Source organism: Neisseria mucosa (assembly GCF_003044445.1).
GTDB lineage: Bacteria > Pseudomonadota > Gammaproteobacteria > Burkholderiales > Neisseriaceae > Neisseria > Neisseria mucosa_A.
In genome coordinates this window covers 66,242-88,668 of the sequence record NZ_POWX01000008.1, presented here as the reverse complement: position 1 = coordinate 88,668, position 22,427 = coordinate 66,242, and the positions used below count along the sequence as shown (strand labels likewise).

Annotated in this window: 28 protein-coding genes; 2 read left to right on the top strand and 26 right to left on the bottom strand. The window is 49.5% G+C overall.

Features of this window, described 5'->3' with window-relative positions; translation table 11 throughout:
• The first annotated feature begins 58 nt into the window (after positions 1-58).
• Positions 59-886: a lytic transglycosylase domain-containing protein gene (locus DBY90_RS06440; protein WP_199904699.1), complete on the top strand. Its 828-nt coding sequence runs from the start codon at positions 59-61 to the stop codon at positions 884-886.
• A 16-nt stretch (positions 887-902) separates the two neighbouring features.
• Here DBY90_RS06440 and DBY90_RS06435 read toward each other — a convergent pair whose 3' ends face one another.
• The 6 genes from DBY90_RS06435 to DBY90_RS06405 form a co-directional block, all read right to left on the bottom strand.
• Complete coding sequence (locus DBY90_RS06435) at positions 903-1,535, bottom strand: recombinase family protein (protein ID WP_107986820.1); 633 nt, start codon at positions 1,533-1,535, stop codon at positions 903-905.
• Positions 1,535-2,242 carry a hypothetical protein gene (locus DBY90_RS06430; protein ID WP_107986818.1) on the bottom strand — a complete coding sequence of 236 codons (708 nt, stop codon included), beginning with the start codon at positions 2,240-2,242 and terminating at the stop codon, positions 1,535-1,537. The genes DBY90_RS06435 and DBY90_RS06430 overlap by 1 nt, the downstream gene beginning before the upstream one ends.
• A gap of 1 nt (position 2,243) precedes the next feature.
• Entirely contained in the window at positions 2,244-3,260 is a 1,017-nt protein-coding gene (locus DBY90_RS06425; protein WP_234405110.1) for a Fic family protein, read from the bottom strand.
• 1,160 nt (positions 3,261-4,420) lie between these two features.
• The gene (locus DBY90_RS06415) at positions 4,421-4,888 is read right to left on the bottom strand and encodes a hypothetical protein (RefSeq protein WP_185952192.1); all 468 of its coding nucleotides are present in this window, start codon (positions 4,886-4,888) and stop codon (positions 4,421-4,423) included.
• A 76-nt stretch (positions 4,889-4,964) separates the two neighbouring features.
• Positions 4,965-5,705, bottom strand: a complete 741-nt coding sequence (locus tag DBY90_RS06410) for a DUF1281 family ferredoxin-like fold protein (protein WP_185952191.1) — start codon at positions 5,703-5,705, stop codon at positions 4,965-4,967.
• 130 nt (positions 5,706-5,835) lie between these two features.
• Complete coding sequence (locus DBY90_RS06405; protein ID WP_107986810.1) at positions 5,836-6,432, bottom strand: hypothetical protein; 597 nt, start codon at positions 6,430-6,432, stop codon at positions 5,836-5,838.
• On the opposite strand from DBY90_RS06405, the gene DBY90_RS12790 reads away from it, so the two are divergent.
• The gene (locus DBY90_RS12790; protein WP_185952190.1) at positions 6,431-6,571 is read left to right on the top strand and encodes a hypothetical protein; all 141 of its coding nucleotides are present in this window, start codon (positions 6,431-6,433) and stop codon (positions 6,569-6,571) included. The genes DBY90_RS06405 and DBY90_RS12790 overlap by 2 nt on opposite strands.
• A gap of 70 nt (positions 6,572-6,641) precedes the next feature.
• Here the strand turns inward: DBY90_RS12790 and DBY90_RS06400 are convergent, their stop codons facing one another.
• From DBY90_RS06400 to DBY90_RS06310, 20 genes are all read right to left on the bottom strand, one after another.
• The gene (locus tag DBY90_RS06400) at positions 6,642-7,019 is read right to left on the bottom strand and encodes a hypothetical protein (RefSeq protein WP_107986808.1); all 378 of its coding nucleotides are present in this window, start codon (positions 7,017-7,019) and stop codon (positions 6,642-6,644) included.
• 80 nt (positions 7,020-7,099) lie between these two features.
• Positions 7,100-8,209 carry a DUF6094 domain-containing protein gene (locus DBY90_RS06395; protein WP_107986805.1) on the bottom strand — a complete coding sequence of 370 codons (1,110 nt, stop codon included), beginning with the start codon at positions 8,207-8,209 and terminating at the stop codon, positions 7,100-7,102.
• 246 nt (positions 8,210-8,455) lie between these two features.
• Positions 8,456-8,713, bottom strand: a complete 258-nt coding sequence (locus tag DBY90_RS06390) for a hypothetical protein (RefSeq protein WP_107986803.1) — start codon at positions 8,711-8,713, stop codon at positions 8,456-8,458.
• A gap of 170 nt (positions 8,714-8,883) precedes the next feature.
• A complete protein-coding gene (locus DBY90_RS06385; protein ID WP_107986801.1) occupies positions 8,884-9,099 on the bottom strand; it encodes a hypothetical protein in 216 nt (71 codons plus the stop codon).
• An 86-nt stretch (positions 9,100-9,185) separates the two neighbouring features.
• Positions 9,186-11,654 carry a DEAD/DEAH box helicase family protein gene (locus DBY90_RS06380; RefSeq protein ID WP_107986799.1) on the bottom strand — a complete coding sequence of 823 codons (2,469 nt, stop codon included), beginning with the start codon at positions 11,652-11,654 and terminating at the stop codon, positions 9,186-9,188.
• A gap of 91 nt (positions 11,655-11,745) precedes the next feature.
• Complete coding sequence (locus DBY90_RS06375; protein WP_107986797.1) at positions 11,746-12,174, bottom strand: hypothetical protein; 429 nt, start codon at positions 12,172-12,174, stop codon at positions 11,746-11,748.
• Between the two features lie 129 nt (positions 12,175-12,303).
• The gene (locus DBY90_RS06370; RefSeq protein WP_107986795.1) at positions 12,304-12,537 is read right to left on the bottom strand and encodes a hypothetical protein; all 234 of its coding nucleotides are present in this window, start codon (positions 12,535-12,537) and stop codon (positions 12,304-12,306) included.
• The gene (locus tag DBY90_RS13490; protein ID WP_267894286.1) at positions 12,519-12,644 is read right to left on the bottom strand and encodes a hypothetical protein; all 126 of its coding nucleotides are present in this window, start codon (positions 12,642-12,644) and stop codon (positions 12,519-12,521) included. The genes DBY90_RS06370 and DBY90_RS13490 overlap by 19 nt, the downstream gene beginning before the upstream one ends.
• A gap of 239 nt (positions 12,645-12,883) precedes the next feature.
• Positions 12,884-13,246, bottom strand: a complete 363-nt coding sequence (locus tag DBY90_RS06365) for a hypothetical protein (protein ID WP_107986793.1) — start codon at positions 13,244-13,246, stop codon at positions 12,884-12,886.
• A gap of 11 nt (positions 13,247-13,257) precedes the next feature.
• Positions 13,258-13,866 (bottom strand): hypothetical protein, encoded by a 609-nt coding sequence (locus DBY90_RS06360; protein ID WP_107986791.1) that lies wholly within the window; start codon positions 13,864-13,866, stop codon positions 13,258-13,260.
• Positions 13,867-14,105: 239 nt separating this feature from the next.
• Positions 14,106-14,699, bottom strand: a complete 594-nt coding sequence (locus DBY90_RS06355) for a hypothetical protein (protein ID WP_107986789.1) — start codon at positions 14,697-14,699, stop codon at positions 14,106-14,108.
• A gap of 1 nt (position 14,700) precedes the next feature.
• The gene (locus tag DBY90_RS06350; RefSeq protein WP_107986787.1) at positions 14,701-14,958 is read right to left on the bottom strand and encodes a hypothetical protein; all 258 of its coding nucleotides are present in this window, start codon (positions 14,956-14,958) and stop codon (positions 14,701-14,703) included.
• A gap of 11 nt (positions 14,959-14,969) precedes the next feature.
• The gene (locus DBY90_RS06345) at positions 14,970-15,542 is read right to left on the bottom strand and encodes a DUF3275 family protein (protein WP_107986785.1); all 573 of its coding nucleotides are present in this window, start codon (positions 15,540-15,542) and stop codon (positions 14,970-14,972) included.
• Between the two features lie 83 nt (positions 15,543-15,625).
• The gene (locus DBY90_RS06340; RefSeq protein ID WP_107986783.1) at positions 15,626-15,973 is read right to left on the bottom strand and encodes a hypothetical protein; all 348 of its coding nucleotides are present in this window, start codon (positions 15,971-15,973) and stop codon (positions 15,626-15,628) included.
• A 1,237-nt stretch (positions 15,974-17,210) separates the two neighbouring features.
• Positions 17,211-17,906, bottom strand: a complete 696-nt coding sequence (locus DBY90_RS06335; protein ID WP_234405109.1) for a DUF3577 domain-containing protein — start codon at positions 17,904-17,906, stop codon at positions 17,211-17,213.
• A gap of 28 nt (positions 17,907-17,934) precedes the next feature.
• Positions 17,935-18,891: a hypothetical protein gene (locus DBY90_RS06330; RefSeq protein WP_107986779.1), complete on the bottom strand. Its 957-nt coding sequence runs from the start codon at positions 18,889-18,891 to the stop codon at positions 17,935-17,937.
• Positions 18,892-18,897: 6 nt separating this feature from the next.
• A complete protein-coding gene (locus DBY90_RS06325) occupies positions 18,898-19,455 on the bottom strand; it encodes a YcbK family protein (RefSeq protein WP_234405108.1) in 558 nt (185 codons plus the stop codon).
• Positions 19,456-19,496: 41 nt separating this feature from the next.
• Entirely contained in the window at positions 19,497-19,895 is a 399-nt protein-coding gene (locus DBY90_RS06320; RefSeq protein WP_107986775.1) for a hypothetical protein, read from the bottom strand.
• Positions 19,896-20,000: 105 nt separating this feature from the next.
• A complete protein-coding gene (locus DBY90_RS06315; RefSeq protein ID WP_107986773.1) occupies positions 20,001-22,034 on the bottom strand; it encodes a DNA topoisomerase 3 in 2,034 nt (677 codons plus the stop codon).
• A 27-nt stretch (positions 22,035-22,061) separates the two neighbouring features.
• Complete coding sequence (locus DBY90_RS06310) at positions 22,062-22,388, bottom strand: TrbC/VirB2 family protein (protein WP_185952189.1); 327 nt, start codon at positions 22,386-22,388, stop codon at positions 22,062-22,064.
• Positions 22,389-22,427: the final 39 nt, after the last annotated feature.

The window sequence follows — 22,427 nt, the reverse complement described above, 5'->3', positions numbered from 1 at the left end:
CTTACTCCTGTCGAAGATTTCCAAAAATATCCCGTTTGTTTGTCCGAGGTATTGCAAAATGAAAAAAAACGTCGTTATCGTTTTGGCGGCCGTACTTTTGGCCGCACAACCCGCTTTCGCCAAAAGTGCCAAAGAGCAGGTAGAGGGGTGTCTGCAAGGCAAAATTGCTAACAAATCCTGTCTGACGATGATTGCAAACTACTGGAAATACAGTCCCGCCATTGAAAAAATCGCACGCGAGGAAGGTGTTGATCCAGATTTGTTCAAGGCACTGGTGGCTTACGAAAGCCGTTACAACCGCAAGGCGGTTTCACAGGTCAAAGCGACAGGTCTGACCCAAGTCATGCCAGGTACCGCTGCCGATTTGGGTGTGCACCATTTGCAGTTATTCGATGCCGAAGTTTCCATCCGTACCGGTAGCCGCTATTTGCGTAAGATGCTAGACGAATTTAAATCCGTCGATCTGGCATTGGCTGCCTATAATGCGGGACCGGGAAAAGTCCGCAAATACGGTCACAGTATTCCCCCATTTAGGGAAACCCGCGCCTATGTCCGCAATATTACTTCCCTATACCGTCTGTTTCAAGAAAAATCATCCAAAACAGAGAATTATAGACAGGGAAATCTGCAAAAAATTTCCGTTTCCGCAATGGCTGAAACACCCCGTGTCAGCCTGCCTTCCAAGCCAACGCCGATGCGCGGGTCTGGCCGTCTTAACACAGCCCAAGCCACTAAAAAATCCGTTAAGAAACAGGAAGGCTATTTCCATACAACTGAACGCACTGCCGTGCGCCCAAGTAGTAGCGGAAACTTCCAGTCCACCGGCAAGGCCATATCCCATGCTGCGACCGATACCGGCGGCTATTTCCAATCTACTGGCAGTTGATGCGGGTTACGTTTAATCAAAGCGGAATATCATCAATACTGCTGTACATCTTCATAATTTTCTTAACCGTAGTCGGGCTGCATTCTGCCAATTTTGCTGTTTCGTTGATGCTTGTACCCGCATTGCGCAACCGGAATACGTTGCGGTGTAGGTTGACATCAGGGCGGCGGCCACGGTATTTACCCTGTTGCCGCGCTTGCCAGATACCTTGATGTTGTCGTTCCTTGCGGGTCTCGTAATCCTGACGCGCAATCAGCAAAGCGACTTTCAACAACATATCTGACAGGCCGTTCAGGTAAATCTTGGCAATTTCCGGCTGACCATCCATGTTCAGTTGCGACAAATCCAACAACCCGGGAATCGACAATACCGCCCCCTTGTCTTTAATCCGATTGACCAACCGTTCGGCATCCGGCAGCCGCAGACGGCTGATCCGGTCGATGTTCTCGGCAATAACGACATCTCCGAGTTGCAAATCGTCGATCAGTTCGTTCAGTTTAGGCCGGTCGGCCGTTGTTCCCGAAGCCTTTTCCATATAGGTCTTAGCAACATAATAACCTTGTTTTCTAGCCTCTTCTTCCAAACGGTACTGTCGTTTGAAATCTTGGTCATCCGTACTGACACGGCCGTAAATACGGGCTATTTTCATCACAATCCTGCCTTGGCGGAACATTTTTGCACAGTCATGTCAATTCTGTCGCCGTGATGTTCGCCAGTTACTTTCAGCTTGCGCCCTTCCGGTCTAAGCATTAAAAACGAACGGCTGCCGGCACCTTCGCTGATTTCGACTGCGGCGGCAACAAACATACCGTCCGTTTGGTTGGTGCTGATGATGCGTGCCGGTGTGAAATCCGTAAACTGGGTAAATGAGTTTTTGCCGATACGCAACCATTCAGCCGGATCGCTGTTCCGGCAGTTAGCCGCCCAAGCGCCACGGTATTTTTCAGGAAATACGATTTTGTCTGTAAAAATGTAACGGCCGGTATAAACGGTTTTTTCTGTTTTACTGCAACTGTTACCTGCCGAAAGTTTTAAAACGCCGACCTGCTCCCATTTTGCCGAAATCAGACATCTGCTTTTGGCATCATCTTCATAATACGGGCTGGTTTGGCCGAATGTGTAGTCATTTCCGGCTACCGGTTTTTTGGTATTGCGGGATTGGTAAAGAATACCGTTTTTCGTCATCGGCCGGCCTGCACTGTCGGAAATATTCAGGCTGTACACAACCGTAGCGTCATCGGGATGATGTGAAAATACAATCCGCCGCCCTTCACTGCCGGTATATAAGCCTTGATTGACCGCAAAGGCTGCTCCGCTAAAACCTAAAGCCACCGCCGCTAAAATCAATTTCTTCATTTCAAATCTCCTCAACTTTGTCTTGCACCTTGCTCAACCGGTAAATCCGCGACTTGTTACTGCCTTCCCCCACCAATAAATCCGCCTCTACAAAACCGGCCAAGTAACGTCGGATGGTCGGAGCCGATTTGCCAGTCAGTTCTGCTGCTTTCTGTGCGGTAATGGTATGGTGGTTAGTCAAATATTTCAAAATGGTCTGATAGACCTCGGTTGCCTTATCGCTCATTTTGTCGCTCAAGTTATCGCTCGTCTCGTGAGCGATAGGCATGACCGGATATTTTTTAAGGGTTTGCAGGATCATATCCAGCATGAACTCAATGAATCCGGTGGAATTATTGGCTGCATCGGCTTTTCTCAGCTCCCGATAATAGGCTTCCTGATGCTCATGTACCATCGTCTCAACAGGCAGCCATGCGAATAACGGATTCCAGCGACTTAATAATACGCTTTGCCATAAGCGCCCCATCCGGCCGTTACCGTCTTCAAAAGGATGAATCATCTCAATTTCATAATGGACAACGGCGCTTTTAATCAGCAACGGTGTTTCGTCCTGTTTAGCCCATTTAAATAAATCTGCAACCAATCCTTGCACAAATTGCGGTCTTGCCCCGACATGAATGACCTGTCCTTGGGCATTGTAAATACCGACATCGCCACTGCGAAAGCGACCGGACTGTTTGACTAATCCCTGCGTAAGCAATTTGTGTGCTTTTAAAAAATCTTTTGCGCTAAATGGATTGTAGGTCAAGATTTCCTCATAGGCTTCGTAGGCATTTTTGACTTCCTGAATGTCTTTCGGAGGCCCCAGTACCCGACGGCCGTCCAAAATGGCTGTTACCTGTTCTAAAGAGAGGGAATTGTTTTCAATGGCGAGCGATGACTGGATCGACTGAATCCGGCTTTCTCGCCGCAATGCGAGGTTGCGCTCATGCTGTACTTGCAACTGACCGATCAAGCGGGAAATTTCCACCATATCGTTCAGCATCTTATTGGTCAGATTAAAGGGAGGTTTCATCATGATGGCATCCGGTTATGGGTTATAAAAGACGGCATCTGTCTAAACATGCCTGTACGTCGCCCGTTAACAGCGTACGCTGCTTTTGCAGTACGATCTTTTATCTAATTTTTATCAACCCTGTGGGGATATACATCCCAACAGGGGCGGTATATCCCCCTTTTTTATGGAGGATGTACCTTTATGATTTACAAAAACTCCGCCGTATTGACGGCAAAATGGGAAAGCGGCAGCTTTCGGGAGGGACGAAATGTTAACCCTTTTGTCTAAGCTCCTGTTTTTGAAACTACCGCCGAACGAAAGAATGTTCAAATTTTGGTTTGACTTCTTCGAGTGGGCATTCAGGCTTTTGGTCGCTGCCGAATCATCACTTGTGTATTATGTGATTTTTGGCAAAGGCAGTTTTAATGAGAATGCTTTACCCATGTTGATGCTGCTAATCCCCACATATACTGCATATTGTGCAATTCACTTTATGAATGATTGTGAGGATTTTTTGAAAGGAAAGGATTGAATCATGGACTTTGGTAATGAGGCAATGCTGTAATTGTTTTGTCTTTAATTATTACTGCTGCCCTTCTCTTGATTATGGCTTGTTTCAAGCATCTTATTAATGAAGAGAAAAAACGACGCGGTTTGAAAAAGTAACCTTCCCTCTTAACTCTGTCGGCCGCACAGCTAACTAATATCCGAATCGGATATTGAAGACCCTGCCCTGCTTTGAAGCGGCGGGGTCTTTTTTTGTTTATACTAGGTCACTTAGGGTATAGCCTAAGTGACCTAGCAATTTTAGTAGGAATTTTAATTAGTGTCTAATTTAAAGTGCCTATTACAAGCTGACCTACTTAAAGTTACCATAAATCAAATTAATTAATTAAAAAATACATTTCGATTGTATTTTGAAATTAAATTTATATCGTACGATATAAATTTAAAAAAGAATGAGAATTAAAAAATAAATTTTTGTTTAGGTAACAGTTCTGGCATCGGAAACCCAAATACCAGATGAAATTTCTCTAAAGTTGCTCCAAGCAGCTTTGGGGAAATTTTATCCGCCAACCGGAGGGCGGCAGCAATAGGGTACCGACTGCAACAACTGTTGTTTTGTACTCAAATCGTACAATAAAAAAACGGCCACATCAGTGGCCGTTGGTTTGTACGGATTACACGTTTGCAGCCAGCTTCTCCAGCTTGGCCACAATATCGTCGTATCCGCCTAAAAGGTTATGCAGATATACGCTCAGATCGAGGAAATACACCGAACCCGTCCAGTCGTTACTGAAATTCAGAAAAAACGAATGGTTCCAGTTGCCTGAAAAAGCATGGGCGTACACTTTGACAAATTCCAAGCGGATTTTGCCTTCGTAGCCGTCTGAATCAACCCAGCACTTCGCACCAGCGTGATGCAGGGCATCCGGGTGTTGGTGCAGGACTTTCAAGGCGGTAATCAGCGACGGCAGATAGAGGATGACCCGTAAATCCGGGACTGCCAAATCATACTCGTCGCTGCACGACACATTCTCCAAATCGTTGCATTCCGGCGGTAAAACCAGCTGCAAGGCGGGTTGGCCGCTGTGTTCGATGCGTTCGAACTTTTGCATAGCAACATCAAAATTTTCTTGTTCCATCATAAACTCCATTTTAAAAAAACGGAGGCAACCCCTTGGGGATTGCCCCCATAGGGTTGCGATTGTTTATCGGACGGGATTACTCGTCTTCATCATCGTCGTCTTCGTACTCATAGCCGAAGTGTTCGATGGCGAATTTGCGGTAATCATCGTCTGCACAAGGGTTGTCGTACAAATCGGGACCGATGTTGTCGTAGTAACCGGCGAAACACATACCGTCTTCGATGTATTTGCCGACCAGTTCCAAGTCAGGATAGGCGGCACAGATGGCTCTGTACACGCCCTCCGGCGGAGACCATGCGGTTTCGAAGGATATTTCCAACAGGCCGTCTGAACGGCTGATGTAACAACAATCGGCGTTCCACTTGGTTCCCCGAATTCGCCAATTGTACCAGCCGGGTGCGCCGTGGTGTTTGATGTTGTAGGCCGTCTTTCGGGCGGCATCGGGGTTTAAGCCGAGGCTGCTTTGAAGGTCGGGACACACATCATTCAGCCAGCGGTTGACGTGGCCGATGGTCAGTTTCTGGCAATCGAACGTCTTTTCCAATTCGGCTTTGAGCTTTTGGTAAAACCCGTCGCTGATTGCACCGGCAATTTGCGGCATGGTCAGACTTTCGTCAAGACCGCCCCAATAGATTTCGTCTTCAGAACAAAACGAGCTGACATTCAACAAATCTTCGGGCATCGGGCAGATGCCGTTGAAATCGAAAGTCATCTCTGTCGGCTTGTCCGGATGGGGGCGGACGATTTTTTCGGCCAGCTCTGCCACTTTTGCGGCATCGCCGGAGACGGTCATGTGGTTGGAACACCAATTAGGCATGATAAAACTCCAAATAAAAGGCGGGTTATCATGCCCTTGCGGGTGTGATAACCCGCAGGGTTGGTAAAAAAAGCCGCCGCTGGAGGATTCAGGCTGCACATTTCAGACGGCAGGTGCATGAGGGGAAAGACTAGCCGGGTTGCGCGGTTTCCAAATGCTGTTGCAGCACGGCTCCCGCCCATTTGCACACGACTTCCCATTTGGCCGAAGCCGGATTGTCCAGCGGCCACAACACATCGCAATGGAATGCATACAGGTCGGTCAAGTGTTCGCACATCCATTGGCTGATGGCCTCCTGATGGCGGTGGTACAGCCAAGCGGTATCTTCTTCGGTCAATTCTCTATCCAAATATGCTTCGTAGTTGGACAGGTTCAGCTCCGAAAAACACGTTTTCAGCAGATAGGCGATGTCCTGCAACGCTTCATCCTGTTCCGCCAGAACGGTCGGAACAAACACCGCCGTCGTATAGCAGTTGCTGCTGCGGCTGGGGGTGTTTTCATAGAGGTTTTCGCGTTCTAGGTACTCGACTACCGTATCCACCATGGCAATCCGGCTTTTCGGATAGCCTAACCGCACTTCCATAAAGCGGCCGATGGTTTGCTCCGGTGTTTCTTCCGGTGTCGCCGGTTGAAATACAGTTTGGCCGTTTAACGCGGTTGCGACTTCTTCGGCTTCATCGTAGCAGTCTTTCAACCAGACGATGTAGGTTTGGGTAGGTTGTTGCATGGGTTGCTCCTTAAAAAAACGGGGGAACAACCCGCAAGGGGATGTTTCCCCCTATGGGTTAAAAGCCGTTTATCCCCCGAATGTGTGGATAAACGGTGTGGCAGATACGCCGGAGTACGGCATGATGCTGCTTTGCTAAAATGCTTAATTTTTAAGCAATGGTGCGGAAGTTTCAGACGGCCGAGGCCGTCTGAAAAAACTTCTGCGGGTTAATAGTCACTCGCCAGCAAAACCGTGGTCACGCTGCGATCCTCCTCGGTAATGACGTAGATTTTTTCGCCCAATACAGTGTATGCTGAAAGAATCCGTCCTTCGTTACCGGGTTCGAGTGAGGCATAGTTCAGCCGTTGGTCGCTTTTATCCAATTCATCCCAGCAGCCGGTGCTGTGGGCGCGAATCAGAATACACGCCCACAGATTGTCCTCCAGTAGTACTTCGGGCAGATTGTCTGCCGCCCACGATACGACGTTGCGGGTACAGACGGTCTGGCCGAGTGCGAACAGTTCGGGTTTGCTGCGAGCGAGGTATTCGGACATCAAAGCGGGAAGCGCGGTTGACGGTGTGGGTAGAGAGGCTTGGGGTTGCATAGGGTTCTCCTGATGGAAAACGGGTATGCAACCCCGTTACGGGCGGCATACCCGTAGGGTTTGAAAAAAGAAAAATACGTTTACTTGATGGTCAGTACATCACCGAACTCCGCGCTGCCGGCCGTGAGGTCGATGGCGCGGATGCTGGGAACGAAGCGGTCGAGGTTGGTGGTGACGTACTGCACGCTGCCGTCGTCTTTTACCTGCTCTTCCGTGGTCGTTACCTTGGTTTTGTGCGTACTGCCTTTAATCAGCAGCCGTCGGCCGTCGGGTGAAGTAACGATGCCGTTAACCTGTCCGGCGGCCAATGCCAAAGCAGCGTGCCATTTGCCCAGCGCACACAGCGGCCGACGTTTTTCCTGCAACAGACCTTCGCCGAAAAACGAACCGAAATGCGGCCACAGGGTCTGCGGCATCAGCGTTTCCAGCTCTTCGGCCAAACCTTCCGCTTCCACCGAATAATTCAGCGGCCGGAACGGTTTGACGGCCGATTCGGGTATTTCATACCAAAAATCGGTTTCTGCCTGATCGACGGGGACGGCAGTCTCCGGCTGCAACAACATCTGCTGTTGCTGTTTGATCAGGGTTTTGCCGATGCCGTTGCGGTTTTTGGGTTTGATACCGAAGATGACAACCTGACGGTAGGTATCGACGGCGGCTTTATACATCCGCAGACCGGTAAAGCGTGAAGCGATTTCAAAGGTCAGCTTCTCGGTCAGCGCGGCCACCGGAATAACCAGCACCATCACGCCCTCATCCTGCAACGCTGGAACGGTCAGGTCGAAAAAAATTTCTTCCAGCCGCTTGGTACGGTTGTTGCTAAGGTTGTCGGCGGCGGTAAAGCCGTAAGGCGGATTCAGGAACAGCAATCCGACGGTACGCGGCTGCAAAATGCAGCTTTCGATGTCGCCTTGGATGACGGTATCGAGCAGGCTTCTTGCCGTTTGCGCACGGCCTTTATCCAATTCGACACCGAAGCTGTGGCAGGAAGCACCGCTCTCGGCGAGGTGTTCGCCGATAACGGCCAAAGCCGAACCGGTACCGCAGCAGGGATCAAAAATACGGATGTCGCCGCCGGCGATGTCCAAACGTGCCGTAATACCGGCAAGCGTGGCATCGTCGGTCGGGAAATAGCCGTTGTCGGCATGGTTGTGCGCTGTGCGCGGGTGCATCAAATGGTTGGTGGCCATGGCATTCTCCAAAGAAACAGGGAAACGCCATGCCCCGAGGGGAACGGTGTCCCCACAGGGTTAAGTAAAATCCCACCGTCGCACACAAGGTGCAAAGCGGTGGGAAGGTAGGCTCAATCGAGCCGGATTGGATAAAAACCGGTTAACGGTTGTGTTGTTCCTCGTTCAAATGGTCGTTTTCAAGCTGTTTACTGATCCAGTGATTGAAAGCAAGCAACAAAGCGAGGATGAATAAAAGTCCGCCGATTAACATGACGTGTCCTTTCGATTTAATGAATCACGGTGTTTGCGTAATTTGTCGGCACTGATTTGGGCGAAATACCCAATAACGGCCAATACCACTACGCCGATAGCGCGTTCGGTCAATGAATGCGAATTGAGCCAGAGCAGCGGCAAAACCGCAATCATTGCAGCTTTGGTCACATCATCCAGCAATTTAATCCACGATTCAAGTGTTTCCTTGTGTAACGGGAAACTGAATTTCAAGTATTTGAAAAATTTCACATTGGTGTCTCCATAAAAAACGGGGACACACCAATGCCCTTGTGGAGATGATATGTCCCCACAGGGTTGATAAAGAGTTTAAAAAATAGCCGTACACCTACGGATAGGCGGTGGCAATGTTTAACGGCAGTACCCAGACAGTAAAACGACTGTCGGCGTGTAAAACGCTATCAGCACAACCCCAATTCAATCTGACGGGTCATGGCCTTGAAGTTTAAAAAGCCTCGCGGGTCTTGGCTGGGGCTGCTCGGCACGGGGCATTTTCGGTCGCTTTCGTGTTTCAAGCAGCCGTGTTTGCGGTGGCCTTTGGGTATGAACATCCATTTGTCGCTTTCAACCAATGCGGCAACGTAATTATGAAAATCCTTATTCTTGCTGTATTTCATTGGTCTCTCCTGCAAAGCAATGCGCTTTTTCAGACGGCCTCAAACCAAAGCCGTCTGAAAAAGCCCACTGACGTGGGCAAGGCAGTTTAAAAAACTGCGGGTTGGTGCTGCGTGTCCAGCAGGCGTTTGGCCAACTGAACTTCGACCGAATCTTCGGCCTGGTTCAGGATGTCCAAACCGGTATCGGGCATTTCGCCGGATGTGGATTGCGCGACGGCGATTTTCTGTCCCATCAGTTCGAGACAGATCTGCTGTGCGGTGTCCATATAGCCTGCAAAATACACTTTGACCGGTTCTTTCTGACCAATCCGCCACGAACGTCTGGCCGCCTGCATCAGCGTATAGACGTTGTAGCCGGTCTGCATGAAGTAGATGGTTGGAAAGGCCAATAAATCAAGACCTGTTTTAACCAGCTCGGGATTGCAGATAATGACCTGATAACCATCATCCAGCTTTTCGGCTACCCAGTCTTCCCGTACATCCGCTTTCACGGAAGCACGCATGACCGCCGCTTTGATACCGTTGGCTTTCAGGATTTCCTGCAAGCGTGTGGTGGTATCGCGGGTATCGGTGTAGATGGAATACACAAGGCATTTGCGTCCGGCTGTCAGTTCGGTTTTGACGACTTCGAGCATATCGGCCTCTTTGGGCGACAACTCGTATTCGTTAAACACCGCCGGCGCGGAAAACAAAACCTGTTGTTTGCTTTTCCATACCACATGCTCGGGATTGTGACCGCAATCGGGCCAAGCCAACAGCGTATTGGTAACAACGCCGGTCAGGGTGTTGTCGCCTTTGGCCAAAGCCTGTTTCAGTACCTGCTGCAAAGATGCGCTCATTTGCTTGTACACGTCTTCCTGCTTTTCGGTCATCGCCACCGGCCGGAATATTTCCTCATACGGCGGCAGCACCCCTTTGCCCAAATCTTTGAGCTTCAAGAATACCGTCATCGGCAGGATGTAGCGCATGATACCCAGCGGACTGAACCCCGGTGCTTTGGCGGTACGCACGGAACTGCGTTTGGCTTTGGAACTGGTAAACGATCCGCCGTCAAACTCGCTGCCGTTGCTGCGTATGATGTCCTTTAAAACACCGTGTTGGCGCATAAAGGCCATGGCCGCCGTACCGAGCGTATTGGACTTGTTGTAGCCGAAACCGTCTTCCATCATCGCCTGCGGGTGCAAACGCCATAACAGATAGAACAAGTCGTCGGCGTAACCGCCCATCAGCGTGCCGGTCAGACAGATGGTCTTTTTGACACAGCGTGCCAATACCCCCATCGCCTGACCTTGAGCCGTGCCGTAGTTCTTGTACTCGTGGCCTTCATCCACCACCATCAGCCCGAAATAATGCTTGGGCAGATAGCGTTTGATGAACTCGGTCGGCTGATAGCCGCCCAAACCCAGCGAGAACTCGGTTTTACTCAAAGCGCGGTCGAGACGGGCGGCCTGACGGTCGTCAAACACAAACTCGCCGTGTTCATCCATCAGATTGGAAAACGCCTGAATGTTGTTTTCCAAAATACCGGCCAACATCTCTTCGCCGAACTGCGCAACCAGACGTTCCGCCGTTTTCGGGCCGAGACCTGGTAAAGCGGCAACCGCACCGATAACGCGCTCATACACGCTCTTTTGCGGGGCATTGCTGTCTTTACGGCACAATGTCCACAACGGCTCACCGCAGACCTTACGGTTCGCGCCTTTGCCGGTAGTAGCGGTACAGAAGCGACGGGATTTGCCCAGTGCGGCGACAACCTGCTCTTCCCAGTCAAACGGCTTGCCATCCTCATCCGTGATTTCCCGACTGCATTTCGGGCAGCAAAAGGATTTGGCGGCAACACGGTAGCGGTTGCCCTCGGCATCCAAATGGGTGTCGTAGCGCTTGCGTACCGAATACGCCGGCCGCCAGTGGTAGCCCATACGCATTCTGACCCGTCCCATCACAAAAAATTCCGGAACGGTCGGTGCTTCGCGCATCTGACGGATTTTAAGCAGCTTGGCCAAGGTATCGGTGCCGTTCAAAATCCACACCCGCGCATTCGGCACGGTACTGAGGATTTCGCGACGCCACTTGTACACCAAATGCGGCGGACTCAGCACCAAAGTACGGTGCAGTCCGGCAGCGTGGGCGGCTGCGGCACAGGCAATGGCCATCATGGTCTTACCGGTACCCATTTCCGCATTGATGACCGCCGCTGGTTGGTCTTCTTCCAACAGCAGTTGGTTGACCGCACACACGACTTCGCGCTGCGCCGGAAACAGCTTGCGCGTCAAACCGTCCAGCGCCGTTTCGTGCGCCGGATAAGTCTGACCCTGATACAGCGGTTGGTTTTGCTCGGTAACAGCCTGAAACAGGCTGTCGCCGAAATCGGCCAAAAACTGGGACAGGGAAAGATCGCTGCTTTTAAGCTGGGACAGCAAAAGATTGAACTGGTTGACGGCTTCGATATGCTGGGGCAGTACCGGCTGGGGAGCAGGTACCGTATCGACTACTTCGAGCAAATCGAGCGCTTCGAGTTCTTTGAAGACTTGTTGTAAAGATACGGGGTTTTGCATGATGTTCTCCTAAAAGAAAACAGGGCAAAACCCCGCAGACGGGGAATTGCCCCGTCAGGGTGGGAAGTAAAAAATAAAGCGGTAAAACGGCTCAATCGGCCAATACTTCATCCGCCCAACGATAATACCAATCGGGCAGTTTGGGTGCATCGGCCGGATAATGGCGTATGGACTTGGCCAAGCAATAATCGTTCATCTCGTCGGCAGCCTGTTTGAACGTCTTATTCGAACCGATAAAGTCATCAAACGCATGAACCTGATACCAAGAAGGTTCGGTACTGCGCTCCTTATCGGGCGCTTGCGCTTTCAGACGGCCTACCGATTCGTCGGTAACCAACTCATCACCGTCCAATTCGGCATATTCGAAACAGGCATCCATATCGCCGGACAAACATATCGACTGACTGCGAGAGTAGTCAGGGTAATGGCTTTCGACAAAATCCCAATCTAAATCGGGTCTGATAACAACGACATCACTACGATGACCGTTTTGCGTGTCGGCGGAAGTAATGTGATACATGGTACGTCTCCTAAAAATAAAAACAAAAAGAAAAGGGACATACCGCCCTATGGGGAGTATGTCCCCACAGGGTCAAATCAAAATACGGTTTACTTACAGATATTCGCGGACGGTATCGAAGATATGATGTCATTTATCAATCGCATCATAATCCACGGCAGCAACCGCCATCGTCAGTCTCGGCAGAATTTCCGCCACTGTCATATCTGACAAAGTGTCATACAGCGGTATTTTGGCGCTCTTCAAAGTTAGGAACGGCAAACCGTCGCCGTATTCTCTGATGATTTCTTTTTGAGCAAGTTCAAATATATCCGAATCGCCCAAACCCAGCTTCGTCAGCCTCTTCAGTTCTTCCTCGTCCAATACGTCTTTTCTTCTGCAAACGTATCGCGGTAGGAAAAACGGTAGAACACATCGTTGTTGGGGGCAAACCAATAAACCGGCACATGCGGCAGGGTTGAATCATTCATGGCACATCTCCTTAAAAAAACAAGGATATGTCGACCCGGTGGGACGTATATCCCCACAGGGTTGGTTAAAAAAACAAGAAAAAAGGTTGGAATAAAAGCCGTACCGCACGAATGCGGTTGATGATGGTTAACGGCAGCATCAAGACAGTGAAACGACTGTCGGCGTATGAAACAGGTTTTTTCAGACGGCCTCAGTCAAAGCCGGCTGAAAAAACCTGCTATTGCAGGTTTGGGATCGATCAGCAATAATCGATCGAATAACGGTGATTCACAATCGCAGCCACTGCCTGAAGCAGCGCCATGTTGTAAATACCGTTACGCACACAGGAAAGCGGATAGATGTTGTCGCCGACCGGCAAAGGCTCGGCCGACCACACCAACACATCTTCGTTCGGTGCGCTGCCGTCAAATAGGAACTCCGATTGGGAGAGGCTGTTCAACCGCAGGGTTTCAGGGCGGATGTCCTGATTTTCATCCAGCTCGACCACGCAATGAAAACGGATATGGCCGCCGTAAACGGGAACGTCCAAATCCGCATATTTCAAAAACATGCTGTCGTCGGTGGAATAGAGGTAAACACGCAATTCATTCTGAACCATCATGATTTATCCTCCTATGCAGCCGCCAGTTGCGGATGATAGCGTGCCGAAGTCCATGCCGAAGTACGGAACGACAGGCGTTCTGAACCGATATGGCGCTCAAAGATTTTAAGCACCTTATCACTGACAGCCGCCATCTCACGGGACAAACCGCCGCAGTTGAGCGAGCGGATGGCCGAAGCCCAACGCGCCCGTTCGCCGGCATTGCAGTAATGCCAGTCAATGCGATAGCTGTTCGGATCGGATTCGATACCCCACACATACTGCTGCCACTCCTCGTTCGGGGCGACCACAATCGCAACGCGATCGCCATCGTAAGTCGAAGCAGCAATCACAGCCATGCGGCCGACGTAGCCCAGCACTTCCTCATTGTCGCGGCTCAACCAGTTGTCGCGGTAAAACATACCCGCACCGGAAGGAGCTTCCGCCGCTTCAAAGCCTTTCAGTTGCGATTGCAGCAGTCCGAGTATATCCGCACGCATACTGTCATGCTCCCAGTCGAAATCTTCAATGACTTCGCCGTCGCCGTGACCGTATTCGTCCACATACACCATCCAAGTGTATTCCTCGGTTTGCTGTTGCTCCATGATGGCGGAGCGGTAAAGATAGTTTCCTGCACCCATGATATATCTCCATAAAAAAACGGGGATATATCAATCCCTTTGGGGACGGTATATCCCCACAGGGTTGGTTAAAAAAACAAGAAAAAAGGTTGGAATAAAAGCCGTACCGCACGAATGCGGTTGATGATGGTTAACGGCAGCATCGAGACAGTGAACCGACTGTCGGCGTATGAAACAGGTTTTTTCAGACGGCCTCGGTTAGAGCCGTCTGAAAAAACCTGCTGACGCAGGTTTAAAGGCTAGGAAGTATGAAGCACCCCGGCCTTAATCCAATGGCTGACCTGAAGGTCGAAGTCATCGGGAATACGGATACGGCAAGCCTGTACGCCGACAAGGGCGGCTTCTTCGCTGATACCCGGCGGATACATCCTGACGCATTCCTGCTGTTGCAGATGCGGCAGCACGGCACCGGCCCAACTGTCGAGCAGCGGGACATCGGTCAGACCGTTGATAACGCGCCAAACCTGATCGGTCAGATCGGCTTCGGTATCGGCTGAAACCAGCCAAGCGGTTTTGCTGTCGAGGTTGTATTTGACGATTTCCGACGAATAGACAAACGCATGGGTCAATACACCGTAGTTACGGGTCGGTATCTTGGTCATGTGTTTGTACAGGTCGAAAAAGTAACGGGCTGTGGTGCGCGGGGGATGGTAGCGTTGGTCGTCCGCATCACGGAAACCCAACGGACCCAAATCGACACCGCCGTTATTGTTCATCAAAGCCAGCATGGACAGCATATTGGCATCGCGTCCGTAGAGCGAAGCAAACATCAGCCGTTCGTTGAGGATGAAAAAAGCATCGGCAAACAGATCGTGAGTGGAGGTACGGTACATCTCATTCCCTCCAATACGGATCGTCGAAACGGCGGAAACGGTTGTCGCGTCCAGCAATCAGAACGCCTGATTCGCCGAAATGCATGACCACACGTTCCACATCGGCAGTCGAAGCATTTAACACAACGAAGTCTGACTTGGTGTGCCTGCCTGCTTTCAGATGTACCGGCATGAAAAAACTGCCGTCCGAAATCCTGATTTCATTGCCGGCTTCCTCGGTCATACCGCCGAAACGCGCTTTGGACAATTTCATACGCATCTCACACCTCCTTACTCGGCCAAAATCCAAGACTGGTCAACCGCATTGAAGCGGTAGCCTTTAGCCTTGAGTTCGTCGCGCAGTTTGCGGAACAGCGTACGGTCTTCCATGGTCGCATCCAGCTTGACCGGTTCGGACAACGAGATACGCAGTTGCAGCGTATGTATATCCGAAACCAAGTCATCGTCGTCGATGGCGGCAGAGGTCGTCTGAACGGGTGCTGCCGGTTGGGAAACAGGTGCAGGCGTTTCAGCTTCAACAGAAGCTGTTTCTTCCGCTACCATTTCCGCAACGGCCAAACCGGTACTCGGAATCGCTTCCTCGGATTGAGCCATAATGCGCAAGGCTTCCCAATCCAAATCGGCACAGAGTTTCGTCCAAGTGCCGTTTTTCCAGGTCACGCTTTGCGTATAAACACGGGTAATGATGAACACACCTTGATAACTGCCTTCTTGGAATTGCTCCAATACACGGTGTTTGAGGTCGAACGTACCGATGTCGGTAATGAGTTCGGCCACCATAAATGCACCTTTGCGGCCGGTGCGTTCGATTACATTGAGGGTTGCAGGGATAGAATATGACATGGTATATCTCCAAAAGAAAACGGGGATATACCTATCCCGTTGAGGATAAACATATCCCCAAAGGGTAGAAAGAAATGCCTGAATCAGGCGGATAAGAATTGGCGGATAGCCTCGGGACTGCTGCGCAAACCCAAACGTGTCAGCAGGCGTTTGTCGGCCTGATGCAGTTGACTGGCTTTCTTCCACAGGGCTTCGATTTCGAAGCCGCAGCGGAGTTTGTAGCCGCGCAGGCAGTATTGCTGTGCCAGCTCTTTTTCAGACGGTCCGAACAGGTGTCCGTAGTCGTCTATCAAAAGCAGCCCGCTTGATGCAGCATATACCGCTGTGCGGCGCGTGCCGGTGGGCAGATGAGTCAGAACCATACCTTTGCGGATTCCCGCAGATTTGATGGGGAGAACGCCGGTATTTCGGCGGGAAAAGAAATGAAACATGGTGCACTCCAAAAAAAGGGACACCAAACCCGCCGGGGAAGGTGCCCCGATGGGTTGAAAGAAAAGGCCGTACCTGATGAACCAGGTTTGCACTGTTTAACGGCAATGCAGAGAAAGAAGGCAGTCTTTCAGCTGTGAAATAGGTTTACCAAAAGCTCCGGCCTTTGGTAAACCCGCTCGCAGCGGGCAATAGCCGCATCTTGGATATACGGCGAGTAACGAAAACACCACCCTGTCCTTCGACAACAGGGGCAAGGGATATTGATACGGTCAACATCCAGTGTCGCCGTAGAGCAAGGCTTGTCAAAGTGTTCCGTTTTAAACAAGACAACCGGTAAACACCGTGGGGAGGAATACCGAATTGCCCCTGTAAGATTGACAGTTCCACAGGGGGAGATAGAAAAAAGCCGCGTCCATACGAATATGGCTGATGCTGTTTATCGGCGACATCGAGACTGATATAGCTAGTCAGGCTGTGGGAACTTTTATCCTCCCCTACTTCAGAGGATTCCAGCATGCTTATCCGAAAATACGAGCCATACGTTCGGATAAGCCTGCTGATGCAAGCTTACCTAAAAAGACCTAAAACAAGGTCATGCAGCCGGAAAATACCGGCTGCGTATATAAAATCAAGTCCAAATTGTTAAGGAGCAAAGTGAAAACCGATTATTTGCTTGCAGATACCGGCCCAAAGACCGGCATCGACAAAAAAACAATCGTTAGAAAGCTCGTCCGATAAAGGCCGGACGTACCTTTTTTGACATTGGAAGCAGAAATTATAAGATGATTGAGAAGACAGTTGTCCAAATATAACTTGGCTTGAAAAATTGCATTTGGACAACTGTCAGAAAGATATAAAACAAAATTTTAGAAGTATTACACAGCCCTCGCCAATGAAGGCGGTACGGATTAGGGCATCCGCACATATCTACCGCTTATCTTGAATTGTAACCGATAAAATCGAATTTTACCAAGATAAGGTAGGTTTTCCGGAGAAATCTCTCATAAAATCTCTTTGGAAAACCTACGCCGAAGCGCAGGTTTTTAAATTTCAGGTTACTTATTTTACAGAATGTTTTTTGCGCGTTTAAATAATCTTCTCATGTTTATCCTCCGTAAAATGAATTAAAAAAGCCGGGATAAACACAAGCCCCTACGGGATAGTGTTTATCCCGGCGGGAAAATAGCAAAGCGAAAGTCCTAAGACTTTCGCTTCAAAGACAGTAATTACTGTCGGTTATTCGCGGTGCGAACCATAATTGTCCTGATGAAACTGTTCGGGAACAGCATTATCGGAAGCAGCAGAATCCACTGCCTGATTGACATTAGATTCATCACGATAGAACACTTCGCCCCGTACTTTCAGATATTTGATTCTGATCAGACGGCCGTCAATAGTCGGAGTCAGGATTTTTTCTCCTGTCTTCCGGTCGTTGGCTTCATACGTTTTTGCGTAAATATCGCCGACACGGAAACCGATGGTAACGGTTGGACGTTTTTTGTAGTCATCGGACAGCAAATCAGGATAGGCTTCCAATAAATCTTCAAAAACCTTCTGTGCTTGTCCACCAACGACGCGAACGTCAAAGCGGGTCTTGTCTTCTTCGTCGCCACGAAGTGCCTGAATGGTACAGGCAATATACTTACTTTTCTTACTTTCAACCCAGCGGGGGCGGTTCATATATCCGACACCTTCGCAGGTCAGGTTGAAGAAAGTTTTTTCAGTTTTGCTGGTTTGCATGATGTATCTCCATAAATAAATTAAGGGGATACGCCATGCCCTTTGGGGATGTGTATCCCCAAGAGGGTTAGATAAAAAGCCATGCCCGAATAGACGGGTGTATGCGTGAATGGCGACATACCGTACTTTTTTAGTGAAAGTACAAAACACATGAAACATTTTTATATTGAACGATTTAAAATTCTCTGTCAAGATAATCAGTTTAATATTTTTACCATACTCAGTAACTTCCTAACAGCGCGTCTTTCAGCGCGCCCCAACGGGACTTGTTCAACTGCGTATCGTGGTGTGCGGCAATTTTTTTAGCCTTTTCAAATACCTTTTCCAACTCAACAATACTTTTAGGATTCCCGGAGTTGTCTTTTTCCTCAAATGACTGTTCCAGCAACAGAAAAAATAATTCATCACTAGATAATCCTGTCCAAAGGGATTTTGCAGACTCATAAAAACCACCTACACCGAGTGACCAAGGCATTTCATATACCTCTCCAGTCTTATTGCCGATGAAATCATAACCGTATACTTGGAAAATATCACGCCACCCAACCGTTCGGACGCCGTAATTTCTCATAATACGGTCTGTTAAGCGAGGAAACATGACCTTTTGTACGATCTTGCCATCCAATACAGCCCAATATTGTGTTTCATGAGCGGTTTCCCGGAAAACCAGTTGAATCTGTTCTGGATCGGGATAGTTGTATTCGCTGATATTGACCGCTAGCTTGGGTTGTTGGTGCTTGCGCATAAACGCTACTCTGCGCTTGCCTTCATGAGCAACAATGAAACCTAATGGTTTGAAATACATGTAACTGCTTGCATTATCATGACTAAAACAGGTTGAGTATTTCTGAATGCGCTGCTCTACTTCATCCTCCGGTACATCATCAGGATAACCGTTTATGCTCGTACTGATAACACGAGAGGGAGAAACATATGCCGGATATGTTGGGCTTTTTTCACGAGAGAGGGACAAAAACGGTACTATTCTAGATAAAAACGTATGCGGCCACATAGCACAATTTAAATTGGCATGTAAGCTGTCACCTACAAAATCCAGGCCTAAGTCGTAACGGCAATACTGATCCAGATCGACCTTCAGGCTGCTCAACCACTCTACCGCTGAAACCATATTGGCAGGGATATATTCCTGCTGTGTGAAATCGGTTACGGATTCCATACCAGACTACCCCCTCCATTCACGCAGACGGCCTGTATCAACGTGGGTAAAGGTATTGTAATGCCCTACTCCGCCGCCATTAAAATGTTTGGCCATTTCAGCAACCTGCCAGTTTTCAATTCCGCGCACAGTAATATCTACAGCTTTCCCCTGAACATGAAGAGAGTTTAGTGCCGCACCTTCAATTCGTGCATTTCTACGCCGGGTACGGTAGGCGCTATTGATAGTAATCAGAGGGTCGGACTTACCGGCCATACGTGCCCACTCCTGTATCGCATACAGAAGATTCAGAAGCTGTACGTCCATTTGTGCAACGGAATTATTGTCTTTAGCATCCCGCAGATGCCAGCAGGCTTTACGGTATCCCTCTTTCAGATAACCGTACTGCCTGGAATAATGTTGGATAACGCCCTTTTCGCCAGTGTCGGCACGTCTGAAGTGAATCAGACGGTCACGCTGCCAAAATCCGTTATCATCTGACAAAGCAAATGCCTCATCAGGAAAAAGAAGCCCGGCGGCTCCGACTGCATAAACTGCCGTGACCGACTGGAGGGCTTTAGTCAAAAAGTCCCTTCTGTTCATACTGCTGCTCCAAAATCAAAAATTCATGGACGAGGGGCAATCATGCGTGTATTGCGCAAACACATTCTGTTTTGGCTGCCTCCTCTGCTGCAGTTAAGCGAAGTAAAGACATAAGGTTCGGTAGCATGTTTAGGATAATCTGGATTCTTACGGATATAACCCAAATCCAACAAAGCACGGTAAGTCAGCTTACTGTCAGAGTAAACAGTCTCATCTAACGGGTCGTTGGATTTCTTCTTTGATGTTTTGGAACCTGCATTCGCAACAGAATCCAGTGCGGCATTGGTACCAGAAATACCGGCATTGATTTTCTGCGCGGCACGCTCAATCGGATTATCGGCCCAGTTGATGCTACCGTCAGGATTGGTGGAACATGCGGCCAACAAGCAAACGGCCAAGGTGGGGATTAACATCTTTTTCATCTGAAATTCCTTCTTGTTTGAATGTTGAAATAGGTATGCTGCATCAGTAAAAAAAGCAGACTGCTGTATGACAACTTAAAGTTAAGGTTGTTCAACTTACACATCTCACTGCAACCACTCAAAATGCCTGCATTCGGGGTACTTAGAACACCCCAAATACTTTTTCTCAGGCGCATTCTTCAGTGTTCTTTCCTGCAACACGCCACCGCAATCAGGGCAGGCATCGCCGGCTTTATGCTTGGCCACATTTTTCGGCTTACCGGAAGTCGCCGGTTTTGCCACTCTCAGCCGTTTGGCGGCATCGGCTTTGGCCTGATCGACTAGCTGTCGGATCAAGTCTTCCTGATAAGCCATAAAATCCTCCATGGTCAACTTGCCCGATTCTATGCCGGCCAGAGCCAGCTCCCACTTGGCGGTAGTAACGGGATCGGCCACCATTGCCGGTATTTGGGCAATCATTTTGCGGCCTTTTTCGGTGGAAACAATTTTGCCTTTCTGCTTCTCGATGTAGTTCATCTCAAACAACCGGTCGATGATGTTGGCACGAGTAGCTTCAGTTCCCAATCCTTCGGTACTGCGGAGGATTTTTTTAATCTGTTCATCCTCCACAGTTTTGAGGAAGTCGGACAGCGTTTGCATTTCATCCAGCAGCGTCGCCTCGGTAAAGCGCGGCGGCGGTGCGGTTTTCTTGGTTTCAGGGTTGCTGCTGGTTACGGTCAGTTGTTGGCCGTCTGAAATGGCCGGCAATACGGTACTGTCGTTATCATCGCCGCCGTCTTCGTCGGTTTTACCCAACCATGTTTTCCAGCCCTGAACTTTAGGGGTTTGGCCGGTGGCTTTGAATTGTTGGCCGCAGCTTTCTACCAAGATGACGGTCGCGTCGTATTCGTAGTCGGGATAAAACTGGGCGATGTAGCGGTTGCGTATCATCAGATAGATTTCACGCTCGTTTTTATCCAGTTGCGACAAACTGAAATATGCGGTCTTGGTCGGGATGATTGCATGGTGCGAATGCTTATTGACCTGACCGTCGTTCCATACCCGCGACGAGCTGTTCGGGTCGGCTTTGGCCAACACCGATGTCAGGCTGCCGTCGATAGCGGCCATGGCCGCAAACACCTCGGCCACTTCGCTTTGTTGCGACTGAGGCAGGTAACGGCACGGTGTACGCGGGTAAGAGGTAATTTTGTGCTTCTCGTATAGCTCTTGGGCGATTTTCAATACCTTGGAGGCGGAAATACCCAGCTTTTTACCGGCTTCTTTTTGTAAGGCTGAAAGACTGTACGGCAACGGAGCCGGTGTTTTTTTGCGCTCTGTCTTGGCGGAAACGACAGTACCTGTCGCGTTGGCCAACTGTTTGGCCAAGTTTGCGACAAATGCTTTGTCGGTACACAGGCCGTCTGAATTTTTCAGCGCATCGGGAATCTGCCATTGTGCTGCAAACTGTTCTTTTGAGATCGTCTGAAAAACAGCACTCAAAACGTAATACGGATAGGGTTGGAAATTTTCGATAATGTGGTCGCGGCGTACCACCAAGTTCAAGGTCGGGGTCTGAATACGGCCAATGGACAACGTATGTTCTTTGCCGAAACCCTCGGAATACGCCACGGTGTAAGCGCGGCTCAGATTCATCCCGACTAGCCAGTCGGCGCGGGAACGTGCCAAACCTGCCTGATACAGGGTTTCCTTCTGTTTGCCGGGCATAATGGAAGCCAAGGCTTTTTTGACTGAGGCAGTATCCAAACCGCTGGTCCAGAAACGGGAGACTTTTTTGCGATAGCCGCACAGATCCAAAATTTCCCGTGCGATTACTTCGCCTTCGCGGTCGGCATCGGTGGCGATGACGACCTCGTCGGCTTTGGCCAACAATCCCTTAATGACTTTGAACTGCTTGGCCGCTTTGGTCTGAACTTCCATTTTCCAGTTGTCGGGTAGTACAGGCAGTGCGTCGATGTTGCCGAAATCGGCGAATTCCTCCCCGTATGCGGCAGGCATGGCTTGACTCAAAATGTGGCCGAACGCCCAAGTAACGGCCGTATCGCCTTTTTGGAAGTAACCGTCGAAACGTCCGCCGGTTACACCCAGCACCTTGCCGATGTCTTTTGCCTGGGAAGGTTTTTCACAAAGAAAGAGTTTCATCACGCCCTCCTGTCTGCCCTTTTATCGTTATAAGGGGATACTGGCTGAAAATAAAGCCAACACACCTGCTGGAATCACAATGAGGCAGGCAATAATACCGACCACGGCCAACAAACCTTTCCATCCACCGAACATCATACCGATAGCGGCCACCAAAATGGCGATTAAAACGATGAATCCACCCATACTGCCTTGCATCATACTGAGCAGCCAGTCGATACCGTCTTGGAAGGTTTGGTCGCCACCGGCATGTGCTGGTGCAGATACAGCAGCAAACAGTAAAGCCGTTAATGTTGTTTGGCGTGCATTGGAATATTTCTTCTGCAATTTTTTGGCGATATTCGTCTGAGCCATTTTCATTTCCTTTTTGTGAAAAAACATGAGTTAAAAAAC

Coding starts and splice junctions, on each gene's coding strand:
- DBY90_RS06440 (WP_199904699.1), top strand. CDS start 59: ATGAAAAAAAACGTCGTTATCGTTTTGGCGGCCGTACTTTTGGCCGCA.
- DBY90_RS06435 (WP_107986820.1), bottom strand. CDS start 1,535: ATGAAAATAGCCCGTATTTACGGCCGTGTCAGTACGGATGACCAAGAT.
- DBY90_RS06430 (WP_107986818.1), bottom strand. CDS start 2,242: ATGAAGAAATTGATTTTAGCGGCGGTGGCTTTAGGTTTTAGCGGAGCA.
- DBY90_RS06425 (WP_234405110.1), bottom strand. CDS start 3,260: ATGATGAAACCTCCCTTTAATCTGACCAATAAGATGCTGAACGATATG.
- DBY90_RS06415 (WP_185952192.1), bottom strand. CDS start 4,888: ATGATGGAACAAGAAAATTTTGATGTTGCTATGCAAAAGTTCGAACGC.
- DBY90_RS06410 (WP_185952191.1), bottom strand. CDS start 5,705: ATGCCTAATTGGTGTTCCAACCACATGACCGTCTCCGGCGATGCCGCA.
- DBY90_RS12790 (WP_185952190.1), top strand. CDS start 6,431: ATGGGTTGCTCCTTAAAAAAACGGGGGAACAACCCGCAAGGGGATGTT.
- DBY90_RS06405 (WP_107986810.1), bottom strand. CDS start 6,432: ATGCAACAACCTACCCAAACCTACATCGTCTGGTTGAAAGACTGCTAC.
- DBY90_RS06400 (WP_107986808.1), bottom strand. CDS start 7,019: ATGCAACCCCAAGCCTCTCTACCCACACCGTCAACCGCGCTTCCCGCT.
- DBY90_RS06395 (WP_107986805.1), bottom strand. CDS start 8,209: ATGGCCACCAACCATTTGATGCACCCGCGCACAGCGCACAACCATGCC.
- DBY90_RS06385 (WP_107986801.1), bottom strand. CDS start 9,099: ATGAAATACAGCAAGAATAAGGATTTTCATAATTACGTTGCCGCATTG.
- DBY90_RS06380 (WP_107986799.1), bottom strand. CDS start 11,654: ATGCAAAACCCCGTATCTTTACAACAAGTCTTCAAAGAACTCGAAGCG.
- DBY90_RS06375 (WP_107986797.1), bottom strand. CDS start 12,174: ATGTATCACATTACTTCCGCCGACACGCAAAACGGTCATCGTAGTGAT.
- DBY90_RS13490 (WP_267894286.1), bottom strand. CDS start 12,644: ATGAATGATTCAACCCTGCCGCATGTGCCGGTTTATTGGTTTGCCCCC.
- DBY90_RS06365 (WP_107986793.1), bottom strand. CDS start 13,246: ATGATGGTTCAGAATGAATTGCGTGTTTACCTCTATTCCACCGACGAC.
- DBY90_RS06360 (WP_107986791.1), bottom strand. CDS start 13,866: ATGGGTGCAGGAAACTATCTTTACCGCTCCGCCATCATGGAGCAACAG.
- DBY90_RS06355 (WP_107986789.1), bottom strand. CDS start 14,699: ATGTACCGTACCTCCACTCACGATCTGTTTGCCGATGCTTTTTTCATC.
- DBY90_RS06350 (WP_107986787.1), bottom strand. CDS start 14,958: ATGCGTATGAAATTGTCCAAAGCGCGTTTCGGCGGTATGACCGAGGAA.
- DBY90_RS06345 (WP_107986785.1), bottom strand. CDS start 15,542: ATGTCATATTCTATCCCTGCAACCCTCAATGTAATCGAACGCACCGGC.
- DBY90_RS06340 (WP_107986783.1), bottom strand. CDS start 15,973: ATGTTTCATTTCTTTTCCCGCCGAAATACCGGCGTTCTCCCCATCAAA.
- DBY90_RS06330 (WP_107986779.1), bottom strand. CDS start 18,891: ATGGAATCCGTAACCGATTTCACACAGCAGGAATATATCCCTGCCAAT.
- DBY90_RS06320 (WP_107986775.1), bottom strand. CDS start 19,895: ATGAAAAAGATGTTAATCCCCACCTTGGCCGTTTGCTTGTTGGCCGCA.
- DBY90_RS06315 (WP_107986773.1), bottom strand. CDS start 22,034: ATGAAACTCTTTCTTTGTGAAAAACCTTCCCAGGCAAAAGACATCGGC.
- DBY90_RS06310 (WP_185952189.1), bottom strand. CDS start 22,388: ATGGCTCAGACGAATATCGCCAAAAAATTGCAGAAGAAATATTCCAAT.